19 protein-coding genes are annotated in these 19,234 nt (G+C 42.4%); 5 read left to right on the top strand and 14 right to left on the bottom strand.

From position 1 onward, the window contains the following. Positions 1-8 precede the first annotated feature (8 nt). From secG to ABIS22_00550, 9 genes are all read right to left on the bottom strand, one after another. On the bottom strand, positions 9-245 hold the full coding sequence (gene secG / locus ABIS22_00590) for a preprotein translocase subunit SecG (protein ID MEO7740396.1): 237 nt from the start codon (positions 243-245) through the stop codon (positions 9-11). Continuing rightward, on the bottom strand, positions 245-637 hold the full coding sequence (locus ABIS22_00585; GenBank protein ID MEO7740395.1) for a phage holin family protein: 393 nt from the start codon (positions 635-637) through the stop codon (positions 245-247). Before ABIS22_00585 ends, secG begins: the two co-directional genes overlap by 1 nt. Positions 638-663: 26 nt before the next feature. Further along, positions 664-1,878 (bottom strand): aminopeptidase P N-terminal domain-containing protein, encoded by a 1,215-nt coding sequence (locus ABIS22_00580; GenBank protein ID MEO7740394.1) that lies wholly within the window; start codon positions 1,876-1,878, stop codon positions 664-666. 55 nt (positions 1,879-1,933) lie between these two features. Further along, positions 1,934-2,338 carry a type II secretion system protein gene (locus ABIS22_00575; protein ID MEO7740393.1) on the bottom strand — a complete coding sequence of 135 codons (405 nt, stop codon included), beginning with the start codon at positions 2,336-2,338 and terminating at the stop codon, positions 1,934-1,936. Between the two features lie 43 nt (positions 2,339-2,381). Continuing rightward, a complete protein-coding gene (locus tag ABIS22_00570) occupies positions 2,382-3,866 on the bottom strand; it encodes a UvrB/UvrC motif-containing protein (GenBank protein MEO7740392.1) in 1,485 nt (494 codons plus the stop codon). Between the two features lie 250 nt (positions 3,867-4,116). Beyond that, complete coding sequence (locus tag ABIS22_00565; protein MEO7740391.1) at positions 4,117-4,848, bottom strand: VIT1/CCC1 transporter family protein; 732 nt, start codon at positions 4,846-4,848, stop codon at positions 4,117-4,119. 4 nt (positions 4,849-4,852) lie between these two features. Beyond that, positions 4,853-6,553 carry a cation:proton antiporter gene (locus ABIS22_00560; GenBank protein MEO7740390.1) on the bottom strand — a complete coding sequence of 567 codons (1,701 nt, stop codon included), beginning with the start codon at positions 6,551-6,553 and terminating at the stop codon, positions 4,853-4,855. A gap of 93 nt (positions 6,554-6,646) precedes the next feature. Beyond that, complete coding sequence (locus ABIS22_00555) at positions 6,647-7,312, bottom strand: DUF5668 domain-containing protein (protein ID MEO7740389.1); 666 nt, start codon at positions 7,310-7,312, stop codon at positions 6,647-6,649. A gap of 12 nt (positions 7,313-7,324) precedes the next feature. After that, a complete protein-coding gene (locus tag ABIS22_00550; protein MEO7740388.1) occupies positions 7,325-8,227 on the bottom strand; it encodes a rhodanese-related sulfurtransferase in 903 nt (300 codons plus the stop codon). 134 nt (positions 8,228-8,361) lie between these two features. Here ABIS22_00550 and ABIS22_00545 point away from each other — a divergent pair, with 134 nt between their 5' ends. The 3 genes from ABIS22_00545 (at position 8,362) to ABIS22_00535 (ending at position 11,415) form a co-directional block, all read left to right on the top strand. Next, positions 8,362-10,110 carry an ABC transporter ATP-binding protein gene (locus ABIS22_00545; GenBank protein ID MEO7740387.1) on the top strand — a complete coding sequence of 583 codons (1,749 nt, stop codon included), beginning with the start codon at positions 8,362-8,364 and terminating at the stop codon, positions 10,108-10,110. Positions 10,111-10,244: 134 nt separating this feature from the next. Next, positions 10,245-10,913, top strand: a complete 669-nt coding sequence (locus tag ABIS22_00540) for a hypothetical protein (protein ID MEO7740386.1) — start codon at positions 10,245-10,247, stop codon at positions 10,911-10,913. Positions 10,914-11,136: 223 nt separating this feature from the next. Continuing rightward, a complete protein-coding gene (locus tag ABIS22_00535; protein ID MEO7740385.1) occupies positions 11,137-11,415 on the top strand; it encodes a hypothetical protein in 279 nt (92 codons plus the stop codon). A gap of 92 nt (positions 11,416-11,507) precedes the next feature. Here the strand turns inward: ABIS22_00535 and ABIS22_00530 are convergent, their stop codons facing one another. Next, positions 11,508-12,914, bottom strand: coding sequence for an SGNH/GDSL hydrolase family protein (locus tag ABIS22_00530; protein MEO7740384.1), 1,407 nt, complete (start codon positions 12,912-12,914; stop codon positions 11,508-11,510). A 395-nt stretch (positions 12,915-13,309) separates the two neighbouring features. Here ABIS22_00530 and ABIS22_00525 point away from each other — a divergent pair, with 395 nt between their 5' ends. Next, a complete protein-coding gene (locus ABIS22_00525) occupies positions 13,310-13,900 on the top strand; it encodes a hypothetical protein (GenBank protein ID MEO7740383.1) in 591 nt (196 codons plus the stop codon). 120 nt (positions 13,901-14,020) lie between these two features. On the opposite strand, the gene ABIS22_00520 is transcribed toward ABIS22_00525, so the two are convergent. Then, complete coding sequence (locus tag ABIS22_00520; protein MEO7740382.1) at positions 14,021-14,326, bottom strand: MazG nucleotide pyrophosphohydrolase domain-containing protein; 306 nt, start codon at positions 14,324-14,326, stop codon at positions 14,021-14,023. Between the two features lie 66 nt (positions 14,327-14,392). Further along, a complete protein-coding gene (locus ABIS22_00515) occupies positions 14,393-15,082 on the bottom strand; it encodes a 50S ribosomal protein L25 (GenBank protein ID MEO7740381.1) in 690 nt (229 codons plus the stop codon). A gap of 66 nt (positions 15,083-15,148) precedes the next feature. Between ABIS22_00515 and ABIS22_00510 the strand changes: the two genes are divergently transcribed. Continuing rightward, entirely contained in the window at positions 15,149-15,841 is a 693-nt protein-coding gene (locus ABIS22_00510) for a VTT domain-containing protein (GenBank protein MEO7740380.1), read from the top strand. 2 nt (positions 15,842-15,843) lie between these two features. On the opposite strand, the gene ABIS22_00505 is transcribed toward ABIS22_00510, so the two are convergent. Both ABIS22_00505 and uvrA read right to left on the bottom strand, forming a co-directional pair. After that, complete coding sequence (locus tag ABIS22_00505) at positions 15,844-16,398, bottom strand: rRNA adenine N-6-methyltransferase family protein (protein MEO7740379.1); 555 nt, start codon at positions 16,396-16,398, stop codon at positions 15,844-15,846. Next, the gene (gene uvrA, locus ABIS22_00500) at positions 16,398-19,211 is read right to left on the bottom strand and encodes an excinuclease ABC subunit UvrA (protein MEO7740378.1); all 2,814 of its coding nucleotides are present in this window, start codon (positions 19,209-19,211) and stop codon (positions 16,398-16,400) included. The genes ABIS22_00505 and uvrA overlap by 1 nt, the downstream gene beginning before the upstream one ends. Positions 19,212-19,234: the final 23 nt, after the last annotated feature.

The following is a 19,234-nucleotide window of genomic DNA, read 5'->3' as shown; positions in this document are numbered from 1 at the left end:
TTTACCACCTATTTTATGAACGCTGGTAATAGTAATCCAGCCAGAATCGATAAGATAAAAACAACCGCTAAAACAATAGTTGCTTCATAGAGATTTTTATCAAGCCCACGTCGAGTTGTATATAACTCGCCTGAACTTCCGAAACCAGCGCCAAGACTTGCGCCACGTTGCTGAAGTAAAATACATGCAACCATCAAGACGGCTGAACCAATCGTGACAATTTGTAAGATGCTATCAATAGTCATTATTTCTCCTCTACACTACGTGCATACTGTAATTCAAGTGCACTACTTACTATATAGTTTACCAGACTCAGCACCATTCCGGTAAGCACAGAGTTCCAGAATGTCATATTAAGACCTGGTGCCAGTTTTAGTGAAAGATACACCATGAGTCCGTTGACAATAAGAGTGAATAGACCGAGTGTGACCAGAATGGCTGGAAGTGACAAGATAATAACAATTGGACGAAGGATACTATTCATGATTGAAAATATTAGTCCAGCAAAAACAAAGGCCCAAACACCTGCCGTTAAATCGGCATTACTATAGCCAGTCCCAAATATACGGACGGCTATCCATAGGCCAATAGAGTTGAGTGCCCATCGGACAACAAAGACGAAAAATTGTTTTTTCATAATCTTTCTTGATTATACCTGCTTGGCTATAGGTCTGTCGATAGTTTGACGCTTAGATTTTCATACCCAGATTTGGTAATAAGAATATCGTCTTCAATGCGGACCCCTATTGATTCTTCATTGATATAGATACCTGGTTCCACGGTAAGTACCATACCAGCTTCAAAGTACTTGGGTCCACCGAGACCGTCGTGGGTATCGATTCCAAGACCATGGCTAATTGCATGAGGGAAATATTTTCTGAATGAAGCAGTGTCATCTTTGTTTGTCATAAGATCAAGGCTCATGAGGGCGTCAATCATAATAGCGTCAGAACGTTTATGGTACTCTTCCACCGAAACCCCTGGACCAAGCAGGTTAATAATTTCTGTTTGTGCTGCTTGAACAGCGGCGTGGACTGCGATTTGTCTTTTGGTTGGCTTTCCTACGGCGTAGGTTCTACTAATATCTGCAGAATAGCCATGATGCCTTGCTCCAACATCTAGCATTAATAATTCTCGCTTTTTTAATGTATCGTCATTTGTATCATAGTGAAGTGTACAGGCATGTAAACCACCGGCAACGATTGGATCATAGGCATGTCCAAATGCACCTTTTCGACGAAACAAGTAGCCAAACTCCGCTTCAACTTCATATTCGTATTTTAGAGTTGGAAGTTTTTCCTTTATGAGCTCAAATCCTTCAATTGTGAGATCAATCGCTTGGCGTAGCGCGGCAATTTCTTCAGGCTGCTTGATTCTTCGAAGTGCCGTTATGTCTTTTCGACAACCACGAACTGTCGCAAAGATTCTCGTGAGTGATTCTCGTAGTTTTTTGTCAGCTGGATTTTGAACGAAATCAAAATATTCAACGTGTTGATGTTCGCCAATCGCATAGACAACAATATGTTTTTTTGCTAAATCACGGAGAAGTACGGTCGCCTCATCTGAAGATATGACAGTATCGACGCCACTTATTCCTACCGCATCCTCAGCTGAAAGACCGCCATCAAAAATGTAATTTATATCTTTAATATGAGGAGCGACGAGCCAGCTTTTATTCCTTGTACCGTCAACAATGAGTTGCCACTGTGCTGCTTCAATACCCGTGAGCCACCAGAAGTTAGCCTCCTGCTCGAATCGCTGAGAAGTATCGTTTGTACGCTGCTGCTTGCTATATGCAGTAAGCACAAATACGCCTCCACCTAGCCGCTTTGCAAGCTGGGAGCGGTTTTCTATATAAAATTCACGTGACATGACCATTACTACGATTGTACCATCCCCACCTCTTAATGACGTAAGGAATCTCTAGGTGAGCTTATGGCATCGGACCAAGTGCGCAGGTTCCTTTTTGAGGGATATTGCCACCAGTATTTGTATTGATGAAATATGTAACGGTGGTAACGACTTTACTTTTACCATCGATGCAATAATTTGTTAGATCTCCGGAAGTATATGTAACAGTCACGTTAACACTTGGCTTAAAACCTCCAGGTAATGTGGACGGATAACCAGCTCCAAAATTGCGTATACTCTCCATACCTGCAGAGACAGCATTTAAATCATTTTTGACTTCAGTCTGTGCAGTTCGTTGGCGCCAAGAACCTATTGCAAAAATAACTGTTGTTGCAAGAATACCGATAATAACAATTACGGCTAGCATTTCAACAATCGTGAAACCGGACCGATGATGTCTATCTACTATGTTCGTCTTGAAACGCATGAAGAATTCTTTCCTTATTCATGTAGTGATTTTAGCATAAGTACTATGGGAGTGCGAGGTAGGTTGCAATGATTGTCCCCTGGGACTCACCAAGACAAGCAATGACGTCACTCTTACTCGCCGTCTGTACTGATCGAAGACTACCAAATGTACGAATCAGTTTCTTGCGTGCAACCGGTCCAATACCTGGAATTTCTTCAAGAATACTAGCCGTTTGCTTCGCTCGCTTCAGTACCGTGTGATAGCTCACCGCAAAGCGGTGTGACTCATCACGAATGCGCTGCAGTAGTTTTATAATATGGGAACTATGCGGCAGATTAATAAGTGTAAAGTTATCCGTGATTGTCATGTAGCCATCAAGGGCTTTTAGTTTTTCTTTATTTAGCACGACGTTAGAGCGACTATGGTCAATGACGATTTGTTCTTCACGTTTTGCAAGACCAATAAAAGGAATGTCATGAATATCTCGGTCTTCTCGTGCCTTAAGAGCCGCATCGAGTTGCCCTTTACCACCATCTATGAGAAATAGATCTGGCTTACCCCAACTCTTTAAGTTTTTCTCACTGAGCCGCCTCGTAATTGTTTCGTTCATATTATAGAAGTCGTCGTTATGTTCAATTTTGGTTTTATATTTCCTATAGTCACTACGGCTACTGACGCCGTTTATAAAAACAACCTGACTTGCAACGACATTTGTTCCACTCATATGACTAATATCGTAGCCTTCGATTCGTGCTGGAATCTTCTTAAGACCAAGTAAGTCAACGAGATCTCCCAGAGCTTTATCTTTACTAATATCAAGAAATTCCTTATCACCAAACATGATACGGTGCTGCAGCTCTCGAAGATTATAAAGCTTATTGCGAAGGATTGTCGCACGCTCAAAGTCCTGCAGACCCGCTGCAGTTTTCATTTCTTTTTCGATTTCAGAGACTAATGATTTGCGGTTTCCTTTGACATAACTAATAAGCTTTCTAAGGTTTGCTTTATACTCCTCGTTCGTCATACCAATTGGAGAGAGCCCGAGATGTGCATCAAGATCTGGACGTGCATCCGACTTAGGAGGTTTCGTGTAATATGGAAATACTTTCCTAAGATATCGTAAGGCTTTTTTTACTGCGTAGCCATTGAAGTATGGACCAAAGTACTCAGCGTTATCATCTGCTGGGTTATGAGTAAAACAAACATATGGCCACTCGCTTTTCATATCGATTCGAACAAATAATTGTGATTTATCATCCCTTAGTAAAATATTGAACCTTGGCATGTACCGTTTCACCATTTCAGATTCTAAAAATAGTGCGTCAATTTCACTTTCTGTTTCAACCCAGTCGGTATCATCAATTTCGGCAACAAGGGCCCTGGTCTTTACGTCCATGTCGCGCGTGGATTGAAAGTACTGCCTGACACGATTTTTGAGAACTGCGGCCTTACCAACATAAATGATTTCACCAGCCTTTGACTTATGAAAATAGACGCCAGGAGTTCGTGGCAATGTCTTTAATTTAGTCTCTAATCGTTCATTCATCCTCCTATTATATGTTGTTTTTGCAATATTTTTAGCGCATACTATAGACACGAGCGAGATAATCGCTGCAATGTAGTTATTTTATCGCTACATTAAAACAGTAACGGGAGACTCCACTATGGCTAAAAGCAAAGATCAGCACAAGAATATTAAGAAACCAAAGCAAAAAAAAGTGACTGCGTAGCTACTTGAAAAATACCCCGCTAAGTAGGCGGGGTATTTTTATTGTATTGTCCGCACTGAGAGTTTTTTACTTAAGTATCATGCCAAACAAAAGCCCAATTCCATATGTTGCAGCTGCGCTAAATAGGACAATGCCCAGCTGCCTCAACGCACCAAACGTAATATTTTTTCCACTCGAACGAGAAGTAAAGCCACCAACAAACAGTCCAGCGAGGCCTGTAAGCGTGATGGCAAGAATGATTGCAGGATCATGGCTCATACCAAACATCCATGGAAGCAGTGGTACAACCGCACCAACCATAAAGAGAAGGAACGATGAAATAGCAGCGTTCCAAGGTGAACCTAGCTCATCTTGGTTAAGTCCAATGACCTGTGATGAATAAAGTGACATGAAGTTCTTATCATGTTTTGCGATATCCGCCGCCGCCTCGTGGGCAACATGTTGGTCCATGCCTTTATGTGCTAAGGCGTGAGCTAAGTTATCCGTAAGAGCCGGTCGATCAGTTTTTGTGGCAGATTTCAGATCACTTAGGACACCCTCGAGTAAATCTACTTGAGATTTTACGGATATCCACTCACCTGCTGCCATTGACGTTGCCCCAGCGAGAAGTCCCGCAAGACCAGCAGTAAGAACTGCCTTAGGATCACCCCCAGCGCCCGCTACACCCACAACGAGACACAGTGTACTAACAAGTCCGTCATTCACACCTAAGACGGCCGCTCGGGCACCGCCGCGCTGAACCAATATCGCTCGCTTTTTTAGTGAATCTGTCACTGGTGAAGATATCATGTGTTTCATTATTCTAACTCCTATCCGACTGCTTTGAGAGCACTACTCGGCCAATTTCTTTTAAATGCTTCTTACGATGTTCGTCAAAACTGTGTTTATTAATTCCATGAAGATGAATGAACATGTTGAGCTTTTCTGATCCAATGAAGTGCGGCAACATGACATAGCTTGCCCCCAGGTCATATAGTTCAGCTGCTTCGTTATGGTCTTTAGAATAGCATATGACGACAGCGTCTTTATTATACTTCCTTACGAAACGTACAACTGACATATTAACATTATGATCGCTTACAATGCTAACAACTAGTTTTGCTTTTTCAATATTGATCTCCGCAAGTAGCTCAGGGTCTGTTGCATCTCCGTATAGGTACTCAATGTGCTTTCGTTCTAACTCTTCAATTATTTCTGGGTCATAGTCCACAACAACAAACCGCTGTTTCATCTCACGAAATGTTTTAAGAAACTGCTGTCCGCCATTTTTGTATCCAAATAATACGAGTGGAAATGCTTTGGCGTGGTATTTATGTTCTTCGGTATTTTGCCGTTCAAACAAACTAAGGTGTTTTTCGAGCTTTGTATAAATCCAGTTGTCGTACTGCATTAAGTACGTCGAGGTTGCGATAGTGATGATCGCAACAAGTGTAATCACGACACTAAGGACACCGCCAACCAGACCGGCTTGTGTCGCTAGGAGAACTAAAATAATTGAGAACTCACTAATCTGAGATAAGTTAATGCCAGTTTTAAAACTTGTCCTTTTTGTGTAGCCAAGTATGCCAAGTGACATCATGACGACAGCTGGTTTTATGACTATCGCAACAACTGACAAGACAAGCGCTGGAATAATTGCATGTTCGATATTATGTAGCTGGAGGCTTTCTCCTAGGGTTATAAAGAAGAGGATAATGAAGAAGTCTCTGAGTGGCTTTAGCCTTGCGCCGATCTCATGGACATACGGAAGATGCGCAAGGGCAACGCCAGCAAATAGTGCGCCGATCTCAACGGAAAATCCAACCATGTTGACGATCGTCGCGACACCAAATCCCCAACCAAGTGCAAATAGGAAAAGTAGCTCCTGCGACTGAGCCATGAACTTGGTTAATTTTGGCAGTACTTTCATACTGACAAATACAAGGAGTGCAACGAGAAGTAGTCCCTTTGCGACAAGTATGCCAATGGCGGCAATATCAAGCGCCTGGCCACCCTTTCCCGTTGCAACAAATAGTAGTGCAAACGTCGCGACGATGTCGTCTATAAGAATAACGCCAATCGCGATGCGACCATTAAGGCGTGTGAGTTCTTTTTTATCACTAAGTACTTTAGCGATAATAATCGTACTACTAAAAAAGAGTGCAAGACCTGTGATAACCGCTTCGATGACAGTAAAATGAAATGCAATCCCAATAAGATATCCAAGCGTCCCGACAGTGACGAGAATGGCTCCAGCTGTAAGAAAGACCGGCTTACCGAGTTGTTTAATGACAGTAAGGCTTAGCTCAAGTCCAATAATAAAGAGGAGGAGAGTAATACCAATTTGACTAAATGTATCAAACGCACCCCTAGCTTCAATGAGATTCAAAAAGCTAGGCCCGGCAATAATACCAGTTAAGATGTAACTCATGATGAGTGGTTGCTTCAGTAGCCGCATAACCATCGCAACACCCGCGGCAACAACAATCACAATCGATAGCTGCGCGAAAACATCACCCGACATGATAATAACCTATGAGAGTAATTTTAATTGTTTTTATCTTTGTAACCACTACACATAAGTGTAACCATTTTGAGCACAGTAAGCAACTTGCTCTTAGTTCTTAATCTCGACACCAGCCATAATTGTACTACCAACAATATGGAGGACTGGAGCTCCTTCTTTAGCATCTTGGTCTGTTTTATTTTCAACACCACCTAAAATTGCTGCTGCGTGATTTTTAATGAGAATGTCACGTGGAACGATAATTTCAACACCACCCCAAAATGCAAATACATCAATCGTTGCATCTTTTTTAATAGTCACCTTACGTAGATCAAGTTTCGCGCCGCCCATAATAGCCGTTACTTTTGTACCTAGGTAGTTATCAGAAGTATTCTTATGATCGCTCCCTGCAAGAACGGCCGATATAGTATCGGTATTGTTTTTACCGGTATGACTGCGTCCTGCAGTACTCTGAAACAAGACTGATAAACCGACCACAATAATGGCGACTGGGCCAATAACTTGCCAAGGTTCAAAATTGAGAATAGCAAGTTCACGAAGCAGTAATAATGTACCAACGCCGCTGACAAGAATAGCCCACACGAAAGTTCGTCGATCCTGAATAAAAATAAGTACACCAGCGGCCATGAGTGCGAGTGGCCAAAAATGACGAAATAGTGTTTGAGCAAATGGAATATTGAAGTTATTAAGAAGAAGGAGGCCTCCTACAATGACGATGATAGCTCCCCATGTGATTCGAGACTTGTTTTGTTGCATGTATGTATAATACTACTTTTTAAGAGTAGCTGTCGCATTGTCTTTACATGCGATGGAATGGTACAGGAGATCAGGATTTTGTTTGCAGATAAGACAAATGAGAACGAGATCGTTGCAGTTGTCCCAAGCGCAGTTTTCATAATTATTAGTAGGACCTTCGCAGTGACTACAGACACCAATAGTTTTTGTATGATCACTAAAATCAACAGTCATACGGTCATCGAATACCCGGAGGCTACCTTCCCATAGACCATCATCACCATAGCTTTCTCCATACTTTACTATGCCACCATCAATTTGGTAGACTTCAGAAAAACCACGGTTTTTCATGAGACTGGATAGTATCTCGCAGCGAATACCACCGGTGCAGTACGTAACTATTGGTTTATCTTTTAGATGATCGTATTTACCACTATCTAGCTCACGGATGAAGTCGCGTGATGTATGCGTATCTGGAACGACCGCATTCTTAAATTTTCCTATAGCTGCTTCATGTGCGTTACGCCCGTCGAAGAAAACGACATCATCGCCTCTTCTTTCGACTAGCTCATTTACCTGATTTGGTTTTAAATGAACACCGCCACCAACAACACCATTTTCGTCAACGCGTAGTTCATCAGCAGCATCAAAAGCCACTATTTCGTCACGCACTTTTACGCTCATGCGTGGGAAGAATTCGCTGCCACCATCACTCCATTTAAATACAGTATCTTTAAATCCTGGAAATTGCTTAGTTGCTTTAATGTATTTTTTGATCATTTCCATATCGCCACCAACTGTTCCATTTAGGCCATGAGAGCTAATAAGAATCCGGCCCTTAAGGCCAAGACTGTCACACAGTGTTTTTTGCCATAGCTTCATAGCGACTATATCTTTAATCGGCGTAAATTTATAATAGAGAATAATCTTTTGCATCAATAGTTATTATACTATATAATTTACGTATTATGATCTGGTAGTTCGCTCAAAGATCCGCTATTTCGTGCACGTCAGGACGAGCCAGACCAATCACGACACAAACATCGTTCATAAAACATTTTAGGAGTCTTATGCAAAAGCATATATTTTCACTTTTCTGGCGTAGTGCCATGAAATATCCAGTCAGAACACTGACGGCAATTTTTGGTGCATCTACCGCATCCATAACGGCAGGTTTTCTTGCACCCTTCATTATTGCTCAGCTCTTAAATCAGCTTCAAACAGGTAGCATTGCACTGGGTACGTCATGGCAACTTATAGGTCTTTTTGCACTCACCCAGATTTATGGAGAAATTCTTGGTTGGCGTGCAGTACTTGTGTGTACCTGGACAATGGAAACAGCTGCTCAAAGAGATCTCTACAAAAAAATTTACACCGCACTAACCGAACAAAGTCTCACTTTTCACGCAAATCGATTTGGTGGTGCACTCGTATCACAAACAACGAAGCTCGTTGGTTCATTTGAAAAATTCTGGGACACCGTTATTTTCCAACTCGTGCCATCAATATCAAGTATGATTGCCGCAGTTGTTATAATGAGCTTTCTTTTCTGGCAATACGCAATTGTTCTTGCAGTTGTTATTGTAATTTTCGTCATCACAGTCATTGTAGGATCAAGATTCTTACTCAAACGAAACCGTGAAGAGGCCCAGGCAAGTACAACAACAAATGCCTATATTGCCGACTCTGTGACAAATGTTGCCACGATTAAATCACATGGACACGAATCAAAAGAGCTCTTGAAACTAAGCGAAAAAACTGACGTATGGCGAGACAAAAGTTTATCTGCCATGAGAGGATTCTTAATTGTTAGCGGTAGCTATGCCGTGCTCATGGCAAGTCTTAATATTGTTGCAATTATTGCGGCTATCTGGGCATCGGAACATAATCTTATTGCAGTTGGTACCGTCTACCTCTCAATAACTTATACATTTACTGTGGCACGTCAGCTATGGGAAATGAATAACATTATGCGAACATATTACCGAATCATGGGCGATGCTCATGACATGACTGAAATACTTCGACTATCTCCTCAGGTAACAGATAGGTCGACAGATGAACTGTCAGTAAAAAATGGTGCTGTTGAATTCAAGGACGTTACATTTACACATGATGGAAATAAAAAGCCGCTATTTAATAATTTCTCACTAAAGATTAAGGATGGTGAACGCGTTGGTCTCGTTGGACATTCAGGAAGCGGAAAGACAACTCTCACAAGACTCCTTCTACGATTTGATGATATTGAAGCGGGAGTCATTACAATTGATGGCCAAGATATAGCTGAGGTATCACAGGAATCACTTCGTAAATCAATCGCCTATGTCCCACAAGAACCAATGCTCTTTCACAGAACGCTTCGTGAAAATATAGCCTATGGTAAACCTGATGCAACTGATGCTGAAATTACGGAAGCTGCCATACAAGCAAACGCTCTTGAGTTTATTACGAACTTATCTGATGGTTTTGATACGATGGTCGGCGAACGTGGTGTAAAACTGTCTGGCGGCCAAAGACAGCGTGTTGCAATTGCCAGGGCAATTCTTAAGAATGCACCAATCCTACTTCTCGACGAAGCAACCAGTGCACTTGATAGCGAAAGTGAAAAGCTCATACAAGACGCGCTCACGAAGCTTATGAAAAACCGAACAAGTATTGTGATTGCTCATCGCCTATCTACCATCGCAAAACTTGACCGCATTATAGTTCTCGATAATGGTGTCGTTAAAGAACAAGGTACACATAGCGAGCTAACAAAACAAGCTGGCGTGTATGCGAAACTTTGGTCACACCAATCGGGTGGTTTCATCGAAGAATAAGCGCTCGTAGATAATCATTTGCATTATTGACGCCAATGCGTTTTACTAATGACATCGTAGTTTCAGGAGTTCCAATACTCCCTCACTGATTTTGATTTTGTGAGTGCGATTGTACATCCATAGTTAGGGGCACTATGCCAATTGTCAGAGACGAACGTGGCCACTCGGTCTACGTTTCGGCGAACGAGCTTCAAACGATGAGGCCGGAGTTTTTCTTCGCCGGTAATGATGCGGAGTATGTGAAGCGAGTTGAAGAAGCTCGCCGACGCGTTCTGAACTCCATCAGTACCGCGGAGGTTCCTCTCACCGGACGTGGCACCTGTCACCAGATCGACATCGATCTGCCTGATGGGAAACGTCGCATCGAAGCACTCGCGGATTACGTGGATGCGAAAGATGGCCACCGTGCACGTCGAGTTCGCAAGCAGCGACCGCGACGTGCAAAGGGTGCAGCAACACGGAATGCTGGACTTCTGCGCTCGCCGCAGAACGTCAAGCGACGTCGTTCCGCACTCTTCGGGGGTGCAGACATTGACCAGAGCTACATCGACAAGCGCAATATGAGCCAATCTGATGTCGACCGACTCGTCGACCTGATGCGCTGGTACCTCGTCGAGGATGCAATCCTCACGATGTACTCGCGTGGAGAACTCATGTTCGTGAACGAAACGTGGTATGTCTCCGTTCGCACGATGGACGTGCACCGGCGGACAAAGCATCGTCGACGTATCAAGAACGATCGGGGCTGGCATGGTAGGGCGAGTAATGCTCGCTCTGGGTTCCCTTCGCAGACTGTCGCCTAACTGATCCCTCGGGGAGATTGTAAAAGTGTAGATGAGGATTAAGCCAGCAGGCCACTCTCCTACCAACAATCTCCTCGAGGGTTAAGTTTTTTTGTTTAACACATAACCCCTAATGAACGAGACTGGAACATTTTATTATTAAGTACCAAAAATGTACAACTTGTGTCTGTAGTAATTGTCTTCTTGTGCTAAACTTTATAGCATAGGAGTATAGACATCAAAAATGAGTAAGATTAAAAAAACAGATAACAGACCAGTCGTTGTTTCGATTCTTGGAATTATATTTATCATCTTGACACCGTTTGCGCAATATACAATTGGACAATTACTAATAATGCATTGTCCAGTATTGTATGGTATTAGAGAGTGTGGCTTGGATAACGGCTATAAATATGCGTTCTATGCGGATGCATTTGCAGTACTCTGGCTAGTAATCGGGTTAGCTATTTTAGCCTATGGGCTAGCTAAGTATTTCACAAACAGAAAAAAAGCTAACAAATAGTTCTAAATATAGATTTGACGAGGAGCGGTGTTGCTGAATTGCAACACCGCTCCTCTAGTTCTTCAGCGAGTACATTATAGCTTTAACTAAAACTAATTAATTTTGGCCTCAAATGCAACACCATACCCATAAGTTATCCCATCGACATTCGGATGAAGACTTTCTGATTTCACAGTGTTAAAACCTGTAAAATGGATGTCATTCAAGTATGATGATGAACTATCACACAGGCCATGAGTATCAAATGTGGACGGACTGACATATAACACGTCAGGGTTCGCCAAATTGTCAACTGCATCCGAAACGATCTGGTTTAACTCGTCGACTTTATCATTAAGCCACTGCGCATCGCTATATGCAAAGGCTACTACAGGCCCAATGCCATGTGTAACAATGCATTTATACGCACCAGGAGCATCACCGTCATACTCATAGTTACTAGTGGATGCACCGAACAGATGCGGATAACCAGCAATGTATATTTTTGCATTCGGGGCAGCCGTCACTATCGCTGACAACACGCTCGATAGGGAGTGGATTGGCCTATTTTGCCCAGGAGCATTAACATGTACTGTTGAGTCTTCAAATGCACTCATCCGACTACTTATTGCGCTTGATAGCGAACTATTTGTCGCGCAACTATAGCCGGAATGAGTTGTATAGTCAGCGCACGCGTTGGTCGCATCAGTAAATCCGATGTCATTACCTCCGATCGTTAAAGTGACGACTGCCGTGTCCGCCTTTAGATGACTCATCTGAGCATCCTCTGCAGTATTGATTGAATTCGAGTTGAATAGATCATCTGTTATAGCACCACTACATGCCACAAAATCAAGAGGCACAAGTGGAGCCAGAGGTATAGGTTGGTTATTTACCAAGTAATACGGATAACTTGAAGACGAACGATGACAGTCACCACCAGGAAGATCGTAGTTAAGTGACCCTTCGCCCGAACTGTATGAATCACCCATAGCAACGTACTTCGTTCCAGAAGGCTGAGTAACAATCGACACACCGGCATAACCAGTGGGAAGGTTTTGAGTGGCATTTGTGAAGAAATTCGTCACAATCGGACTGGAACTTCCCGTATTTTGCGAAAGCGTTCCGGTCGTGCTGAAGGCTGGTGTCGAGAATAGATACACCGTAGGATGTAATGTATCGATGCCAGAGTTGCAGCCTATTAATAAGCCATACTGATAGCCCTTAACCGACAGTGCATTATTCCACCCACTCCAATCTAGGTATGAGGTTTTGTCTTCAGAAAAGTAGACCGTGACGTATTTTCCCACTCGTGTTGAGGTTTGCTGCCACGACACTTGACTGACAGATACGTCACCATCTACCATAGCTTCAACGAAAGCAAGCTTTGCATCTTCAGTCATTGAAACTACTTCACCTCCCCAGCGCGTCTCGTCTGTAATGTAAGACGACCACGTATTTGTGATATTGTCTTCGAATTCACAGTTAGCGTCGCCTGCGTACAGCGTATTCGTTTTCACATACGTGTCATCAAATACACTGTTCGCGTTTGCAGCAGTACTTTGCAAGCACAAAGATGCAAACACTAGCAGTAGACATAAAACAACCGAACATTTCCGCTTCATGATTGAGCCTTCTTCCAAGTTGTTAATGAACAGTGTCGCAAGGTTTTCCTTACGATTTGACTATGTCCTCGCTGAAGAACTTATTATTTATAACAGACAGAGATTTTTATTACAAGTTCAAGCCCCCTTAGTGGAAGAACTTCGAACTTTTTGTTATACAATAGTATTAATTATGTCTGATATACAACCTATAATCAAAGGTGCAGAAAACTTAGCTACAACTACACCAGTTAGCATTGCGGACATTATTTCGAAGCCTATCGTGCCCGAAAGTGCACCAAAGGAATAGAATGACTGTATCGAAAGATGCTCCATTTACAGAAAGCATCAAACTTATAGTAAATAACCTAGAGGTCGAACCTGTTGCTGCTGTAGAAATGGTTAATAAAACCTATGAAAACTTTAAAGATCGTAATCAAAAGCTACTAGAAAGACAAAGTGATCGTTCAAATAATGCCCAAGTTCAGCTCATATCTCATTTTGCGCTTTTAGCTACATTGACTCTTACGGTTACAGGATTTGTAATTACACAGACTGAGAATAGATTAACACCCAACCAACAATGGCTCATACTTTTCATATTATTTATTGAAATATTATCTATAGTATCCGGAGCAATAGATTATCTTCAAACGATACATTTTCACGATAAATGGTCAAAGGTTTATCACAATGTCGATAAAGAGGTTAATGCAAAATTCAAAGACGGGACTCTTCAAAGAACTGCTCAGTTGGGAGAAATTGAAGCGAAGTATGTTGACTCTGAAAAAGCTTCAACAAAAATGTGGGTTACCTACACTATGGTCGGATCTTGTGTTTTCGGGCTATTCTCGTTGGTTCTGCTTTTTTATGCCTACTTTTTCGATGTTCCTTTTATTTAAAATAGTAGATGAGGCATATGCCAGCCGGCTACTTTCCTACCAACAATCTCCCCGTGAGTGAAGTTTTTTGTTATATGAAAACACCTCTATATATACGAGGTGTTTTTTTTATTTTTATACTTAGTCTGATCGCGCTGTGGTTCGGCGCTCTTCAATCCGATCCTGAAAACCTTTAATCTCGTTGGTAAGATTAATATTAAAATGGTTCGCAAGCGTCGTAATCGAAACGATCAGGTCAGCAATTTCTGATCCAAGATCAGTAACTTTTTGAATTCGATCTTTATCTCCACTATTTTTACGGATTGCTTCGGCAACTTCACCAAGCTCTTCCATAATAAACAGTAGTTGCAGTTCGACGGATGGGCTACTGGTCGAGTGTTGTTTCCAATCATCAGAAACCCATTTTTGTAATTCTTCAATGTTCATATATATCCTTTTTAGTAAAACAAAAGGAGCCGGAATACCAGCTCCTCTTATTAGCTAGTTTTAGTTCTATTTAGATTCTTTTTTCGTATCTGCTTCAGCATCAGGAGCGGCTTCTTCGCTTCCGTTTTCTGCTTCAACTTCTGACTCGTCTTCAGCTGTACCGCCGGCTGCTTCGTTTGCAGCTTGAAGGGCACTTGGCTCGTAAACGTTTGCAACAACAAGTTCAACGTCTTGTTCGTGGTCTGCAAACTCAACACCCTCAGGTAGTTTAATGTCAGCAAGTGTTAACTTATCTTCAGTTGTTGTAAGACCAAGAATAGATACTTCGAGTGCTTCTGGAAGGTTTGCAGGAATGGCACGGATTTCGACGTGCTCAATTGCCTGGAGGACAACGAGTCCAGCACGTTCAGCTGGGCTTTCGTTTTCACCAGTAAGATGGATTGGCACTTCAGTAACAATCTTTTCGTTTTGCTTAATAGTATGGAAGGCTACGTGTCGCACTTCATGTCGAACTGGATCGATGTCGATGTTCTTAATGATAGCGAGTGTATTTTTTCCGTTTATCATCAAATGCACTGGTGTATGTTTACCAGCTTGATGTGTTACTTTTGTTGTCTCAACAACAAGTGATTGTGTCGACATTGGCTCGGCGTTTCCACCGTAAACAACACTTGGCACAAAACCATCGGCACGCAGTTTAGCAACTTTTTTGCCCTGAACAATTCGTTCATCGAGCTTTAGGGTAATTTCGTTCATATTTCTCCTCTTTGAATATGTGTTCTATTATACCACCTCTGGGCATATCATGCTAAGATAAGAGATATGATACCTGGCTTTAACCTCACCGAACTGACAAACTCCGTTGGCCCACTTGCCGTCGTCCTTATTCTTGCAGCAATTATTTTTGCTGAGTCTGGTCTTCTTATCGGATTCTTCCTTCCTGGTGATACAGTGCTATTTAGTGCTGGTTTCCTCGTCTATGGTGGCATTCTCCACTTTGACATTCATCTTATGGTACTGATTCTGTTCATTGCCGCTGTACTCGGCGACAGTGTTGGCTACCTATTTGGTAGGCGGATAGGAAGAAAGATCTTCAAACGTCCAGATTCTATCTTATTCCGTCAAGAAAATATGGAGCGCGCAGAAGCGTTCTACGAGAAGCATGGTGGCAAGACTATTATTATTGCCCGCTTCGTACCAATTGTTCGAACCTTTGCCCCTATTATTGCTGGTGTTGGTAAAATGAGTTACAAAGTATTTCTTACTTTCAACATGATTGGTGCTGGACTATGGGCAGTTGGCGTGACGTATGCTGGTTATTTTGCAGGTGGTTGGTTAGAAAAAATGGGCGTGAAACCTGAAAGTATCGATAAGGTCATTCTTCCAGTCATTCTTATTGTTATCCTCGCGTCTCTTCTTCCTGCTCTTTACCATCTTTTCAAAGACAAGAAGCAACGTGACGCCGTTTGGGCTGCGACGAAACGACAAGTAAACGTTCTTCTTCGTCGTAAATAGTTTTAGTTTGTACACGTAAAAACGTAGGCTGGTGGTACGTTTCGATATTCACGGGTGATTATAATCTTTTTAAAGAAGCCGTGCATGAAATTCTTTTTAAGAAGTGTGTACTGAAAAGTAATGAATACACCGTGACTATGAACAAGCTTTTTAGTACTTGTGAGAATCCGATCGGATACTTCGACAGGTAGCGCAGCAAATGGAAGTCCAGAAACAATGTAGTCTACTTTTTTAATATCGTGTTTTTTAAGAATTGATTCGACATTTTCTGCGGAGTCATGAAGTATGATTATATTTTTATGATCTACATATGTTTTCTTTAACAGTTCATGAAATGCTTTATTTTGCTCAATGATAATAACCTTCGTTTCAGGCAGAATATTTTTTGCAATTTCTGAAGTAAAGACTCCGGTACCAGGACCATATTCAATAATAACTTTTGCTTGTTCAAAGTCTATTGATTTCATCATGGCTTTTGCCAGGAACCGTGAGCTTGGTGCAACCGCACCAACGGTTCGTACGTTTCTAACGTACTGATAAAAGAAGAGTCGCTTCATTACAACATCGACTTTAGGTAACTACCAGTGAATGATGCTTTAACTTTGCTCACTTCTTCAGGCGTTCCTTCAGCAACGACCATACCACCACCAAGACCACCTTCAGGACCCATGTCGATAACGTGATCGGCAGATTTGATGACATCAAGGTTGTGTTCAATAATCACCATACTGTTACCACCTTCAACTAGTTTTTGAAGAATACCAAGTAGTCGCTTGACGTCTGCGCTATGAAGACCAGTCGTTGGCTCGTCGAGAATATATAGTGTCTTACCAGTTGCGCGCCTAGAGAGTTCTGATGCGAGCTTAATACGCTGAGCTTCACCACCACTAAATGTCGTTGCAGGTTGTCCAAGACGAATATAGCCAAGCCCAACGTCAACAAGTGTGTTTAGTTTACGAGCAATTGCTGGAACGTTTTCAAAGAATTCAGCTGACTGCGCAACGGTCATTTCAAGCACATCACTAATTGTTTTGCCTTTAAATTTTATCTCAAGCGCTTCGCGGTTATAGCGTTTTCCTTTACAAACATCACAGGTTACGTAGACATCTGGTAGGAAGTGCATTTCAATTTTAATCATTCCATCACCCTGACAATTTTCACAGCGACCACCTTTAACGTTAAAGCTAAAACGACCAGATTTGTAGCCCCGAATATTAGACTCCGGCGTTGCCGCAAAGAGGTCACGAATTGGCGTAAAGACACCCGTATATGTCGCTGGGTTAGAACGCGGCGTACGGCCGATTGCTGATTGATCGATGATGATTACTTTATCGAGGTGATTAATACCTTCGATGTTTTCGTGAGCTCCAGGAACCTCATGTGATCTGTGAAGACGAGCTGCAAGTTCTTTTGCAAGAATATCGTTTACGAGTGTTGATTTACCAGATCCACTGACACCACTAACGACTGTCATAACGCCGAGCGGAAACGCAACATCGATATTCTTAAGATTATTTTCTTTTGCGCCCCGAATAACTAGTTTTCGATCACGCAGGATGGCACGACGCTTTTTTGGAACATCTATTTTTTCAGTTCCTGCGAGGTAACGTCCTGTCACACTATCTGGGTTCTTTGCCACTTCTTCCGGTGTACCGGCAGCGACAACTTCACCACCAGCGACTCCAGCGCCTGGGCCTATATCAAGAAGGTAATCAGCGTGACGAATTGTATCTTCATCATGCTCAACCACAAGAACAGTATTCCCAAGATCTCGGAGATGCTTTAATGTTCCAATGAGACGATCATTATCGCGCTGGTGAAGACCAATTGATGGTTCGTCGAGCACATAGAGAACACCTTGAAGACCTGATCCAATTTGTGTTGCCAGGCGAATACGCTGGGCCTCACCACCAGATAATGTATTTGCAGCGCGGGCAAGCTCAAGATAATTAAGACCGACATTACTCATAAATCCAAGTCGTGCATTAATTTCTTTCATGATCTGCTCAGCAATAAATTGTTCTTGTTCTGTTAATTTCAATGTATTCTTGAATAAATCGAGTGCATCGTCGACACCGAGATTACAAATATCCATAATGCTCAGACCATGAACAGTCACCGCTAGAATAACAGGTTTTAGACGAGCGCCTTTGCATGTGTTACATCGTCTTTCGCGCATGAAGCGCTCGATGTCTTTTCGCATAAACTCACTGTCGGTTTCTTTATGTCGTCTTTCAAGATTTGGAACAACGCCTTCATACACCGACTCGTAGCTTCGGCCACTTCCAAGATTAACCATGTATTTTTCATCACCAGTACCGTAAAGAATTTTATCTAAATTATCTTTACTAAGCTCACCAGCAGGAACGTTAAGACTAAACTTATGTGATTTTGCCACCTCAGCAAGCCGCCTCATGTACCATGCGTCGCTGTTGACGCGATTATATGGACGAATAGCCCCTTCCGTAAGCGTAAGATTAGGATTAAAAACAAGGTCAGGATCAACTTCAAGTCGGCTTCCAAGTCCAGTACATACAGGGCATGCACCCTGGGGAGTATTGTAACTAAAAATACGAGGTTCAAGCTCAGGAATTTCTTCATTAGGATGATTCACGCATGCATAGCGCTGGGAATAGGTATCGACTTTATCTGTATCTACTTTTAGCACTTCGACGATTCCAGAGGCAAGCTCGAGCGCCTGTTCAACGGACTGTGTCACACGCCCGTTCATATCGCTTCCCATGGCGATACGATCGACGATTATTTCAATGTCGTGTTTGTAATTCTTTTCAAGATCTGGGAATTCATCAAGCGCATAAACAACCCCATCAACTCGAGCACGAGCGAATCCAAGTCGTCGATACTGTTCAGGAATATGAGCGAACTCACCCTTCTTACTTTTAACGATTGGGGCAAGTATCATAAGACGCATACCCGTCTCATATTTCAAGATTTCATCAATAATGGCCTGTGGTGTACGGCGCTGCACTTCACTACCATCTATCGGACAGTGCGGGACACCAATACGAGCGAATAGTAGACGAAGATAGTCGTAAATTTCAGTAACTGTCGCAACCGTCGAACGAGGGTTTCGGCTTGTTGATTTTTGGTCAATTGAAATTGCAGGACTTAGCCCATCAATTTGATCAACATCTGGTTTATCCATCGTGCCAAGAAACTGGCGTGCATAGCTACTAAGGCTCTCAACGTAACGGCGCTGACCTTCGGCATAAATCGTATCAAAGGCAAGTGAAGACTTCCCTGATCCAGAAAGGCCAGTGATAACAACTAACTTATCTCGAGGTATTTCTACATCGATATTTTTCAAATTGTGCTCGCGTGCTCCGCGAACTTTAATCACCTCAGACATCCCAATAATTATATCATTTTTAG

The sequence above is a fragment of the Candidatus Saccharimonadales bacterium genome, assembly GCA_039928925.1.
Lineage (GTDB): Bacteria > Patescibacteriota > Saccharimonadia > Saccharimonadales > Saccharimonadaceae > UBA6022.
The sequence above is the reverse complement of the archived record's forward strand: the minus strand, read 5'-3'. Positions and strand labels throughout refer to the sequence as shown.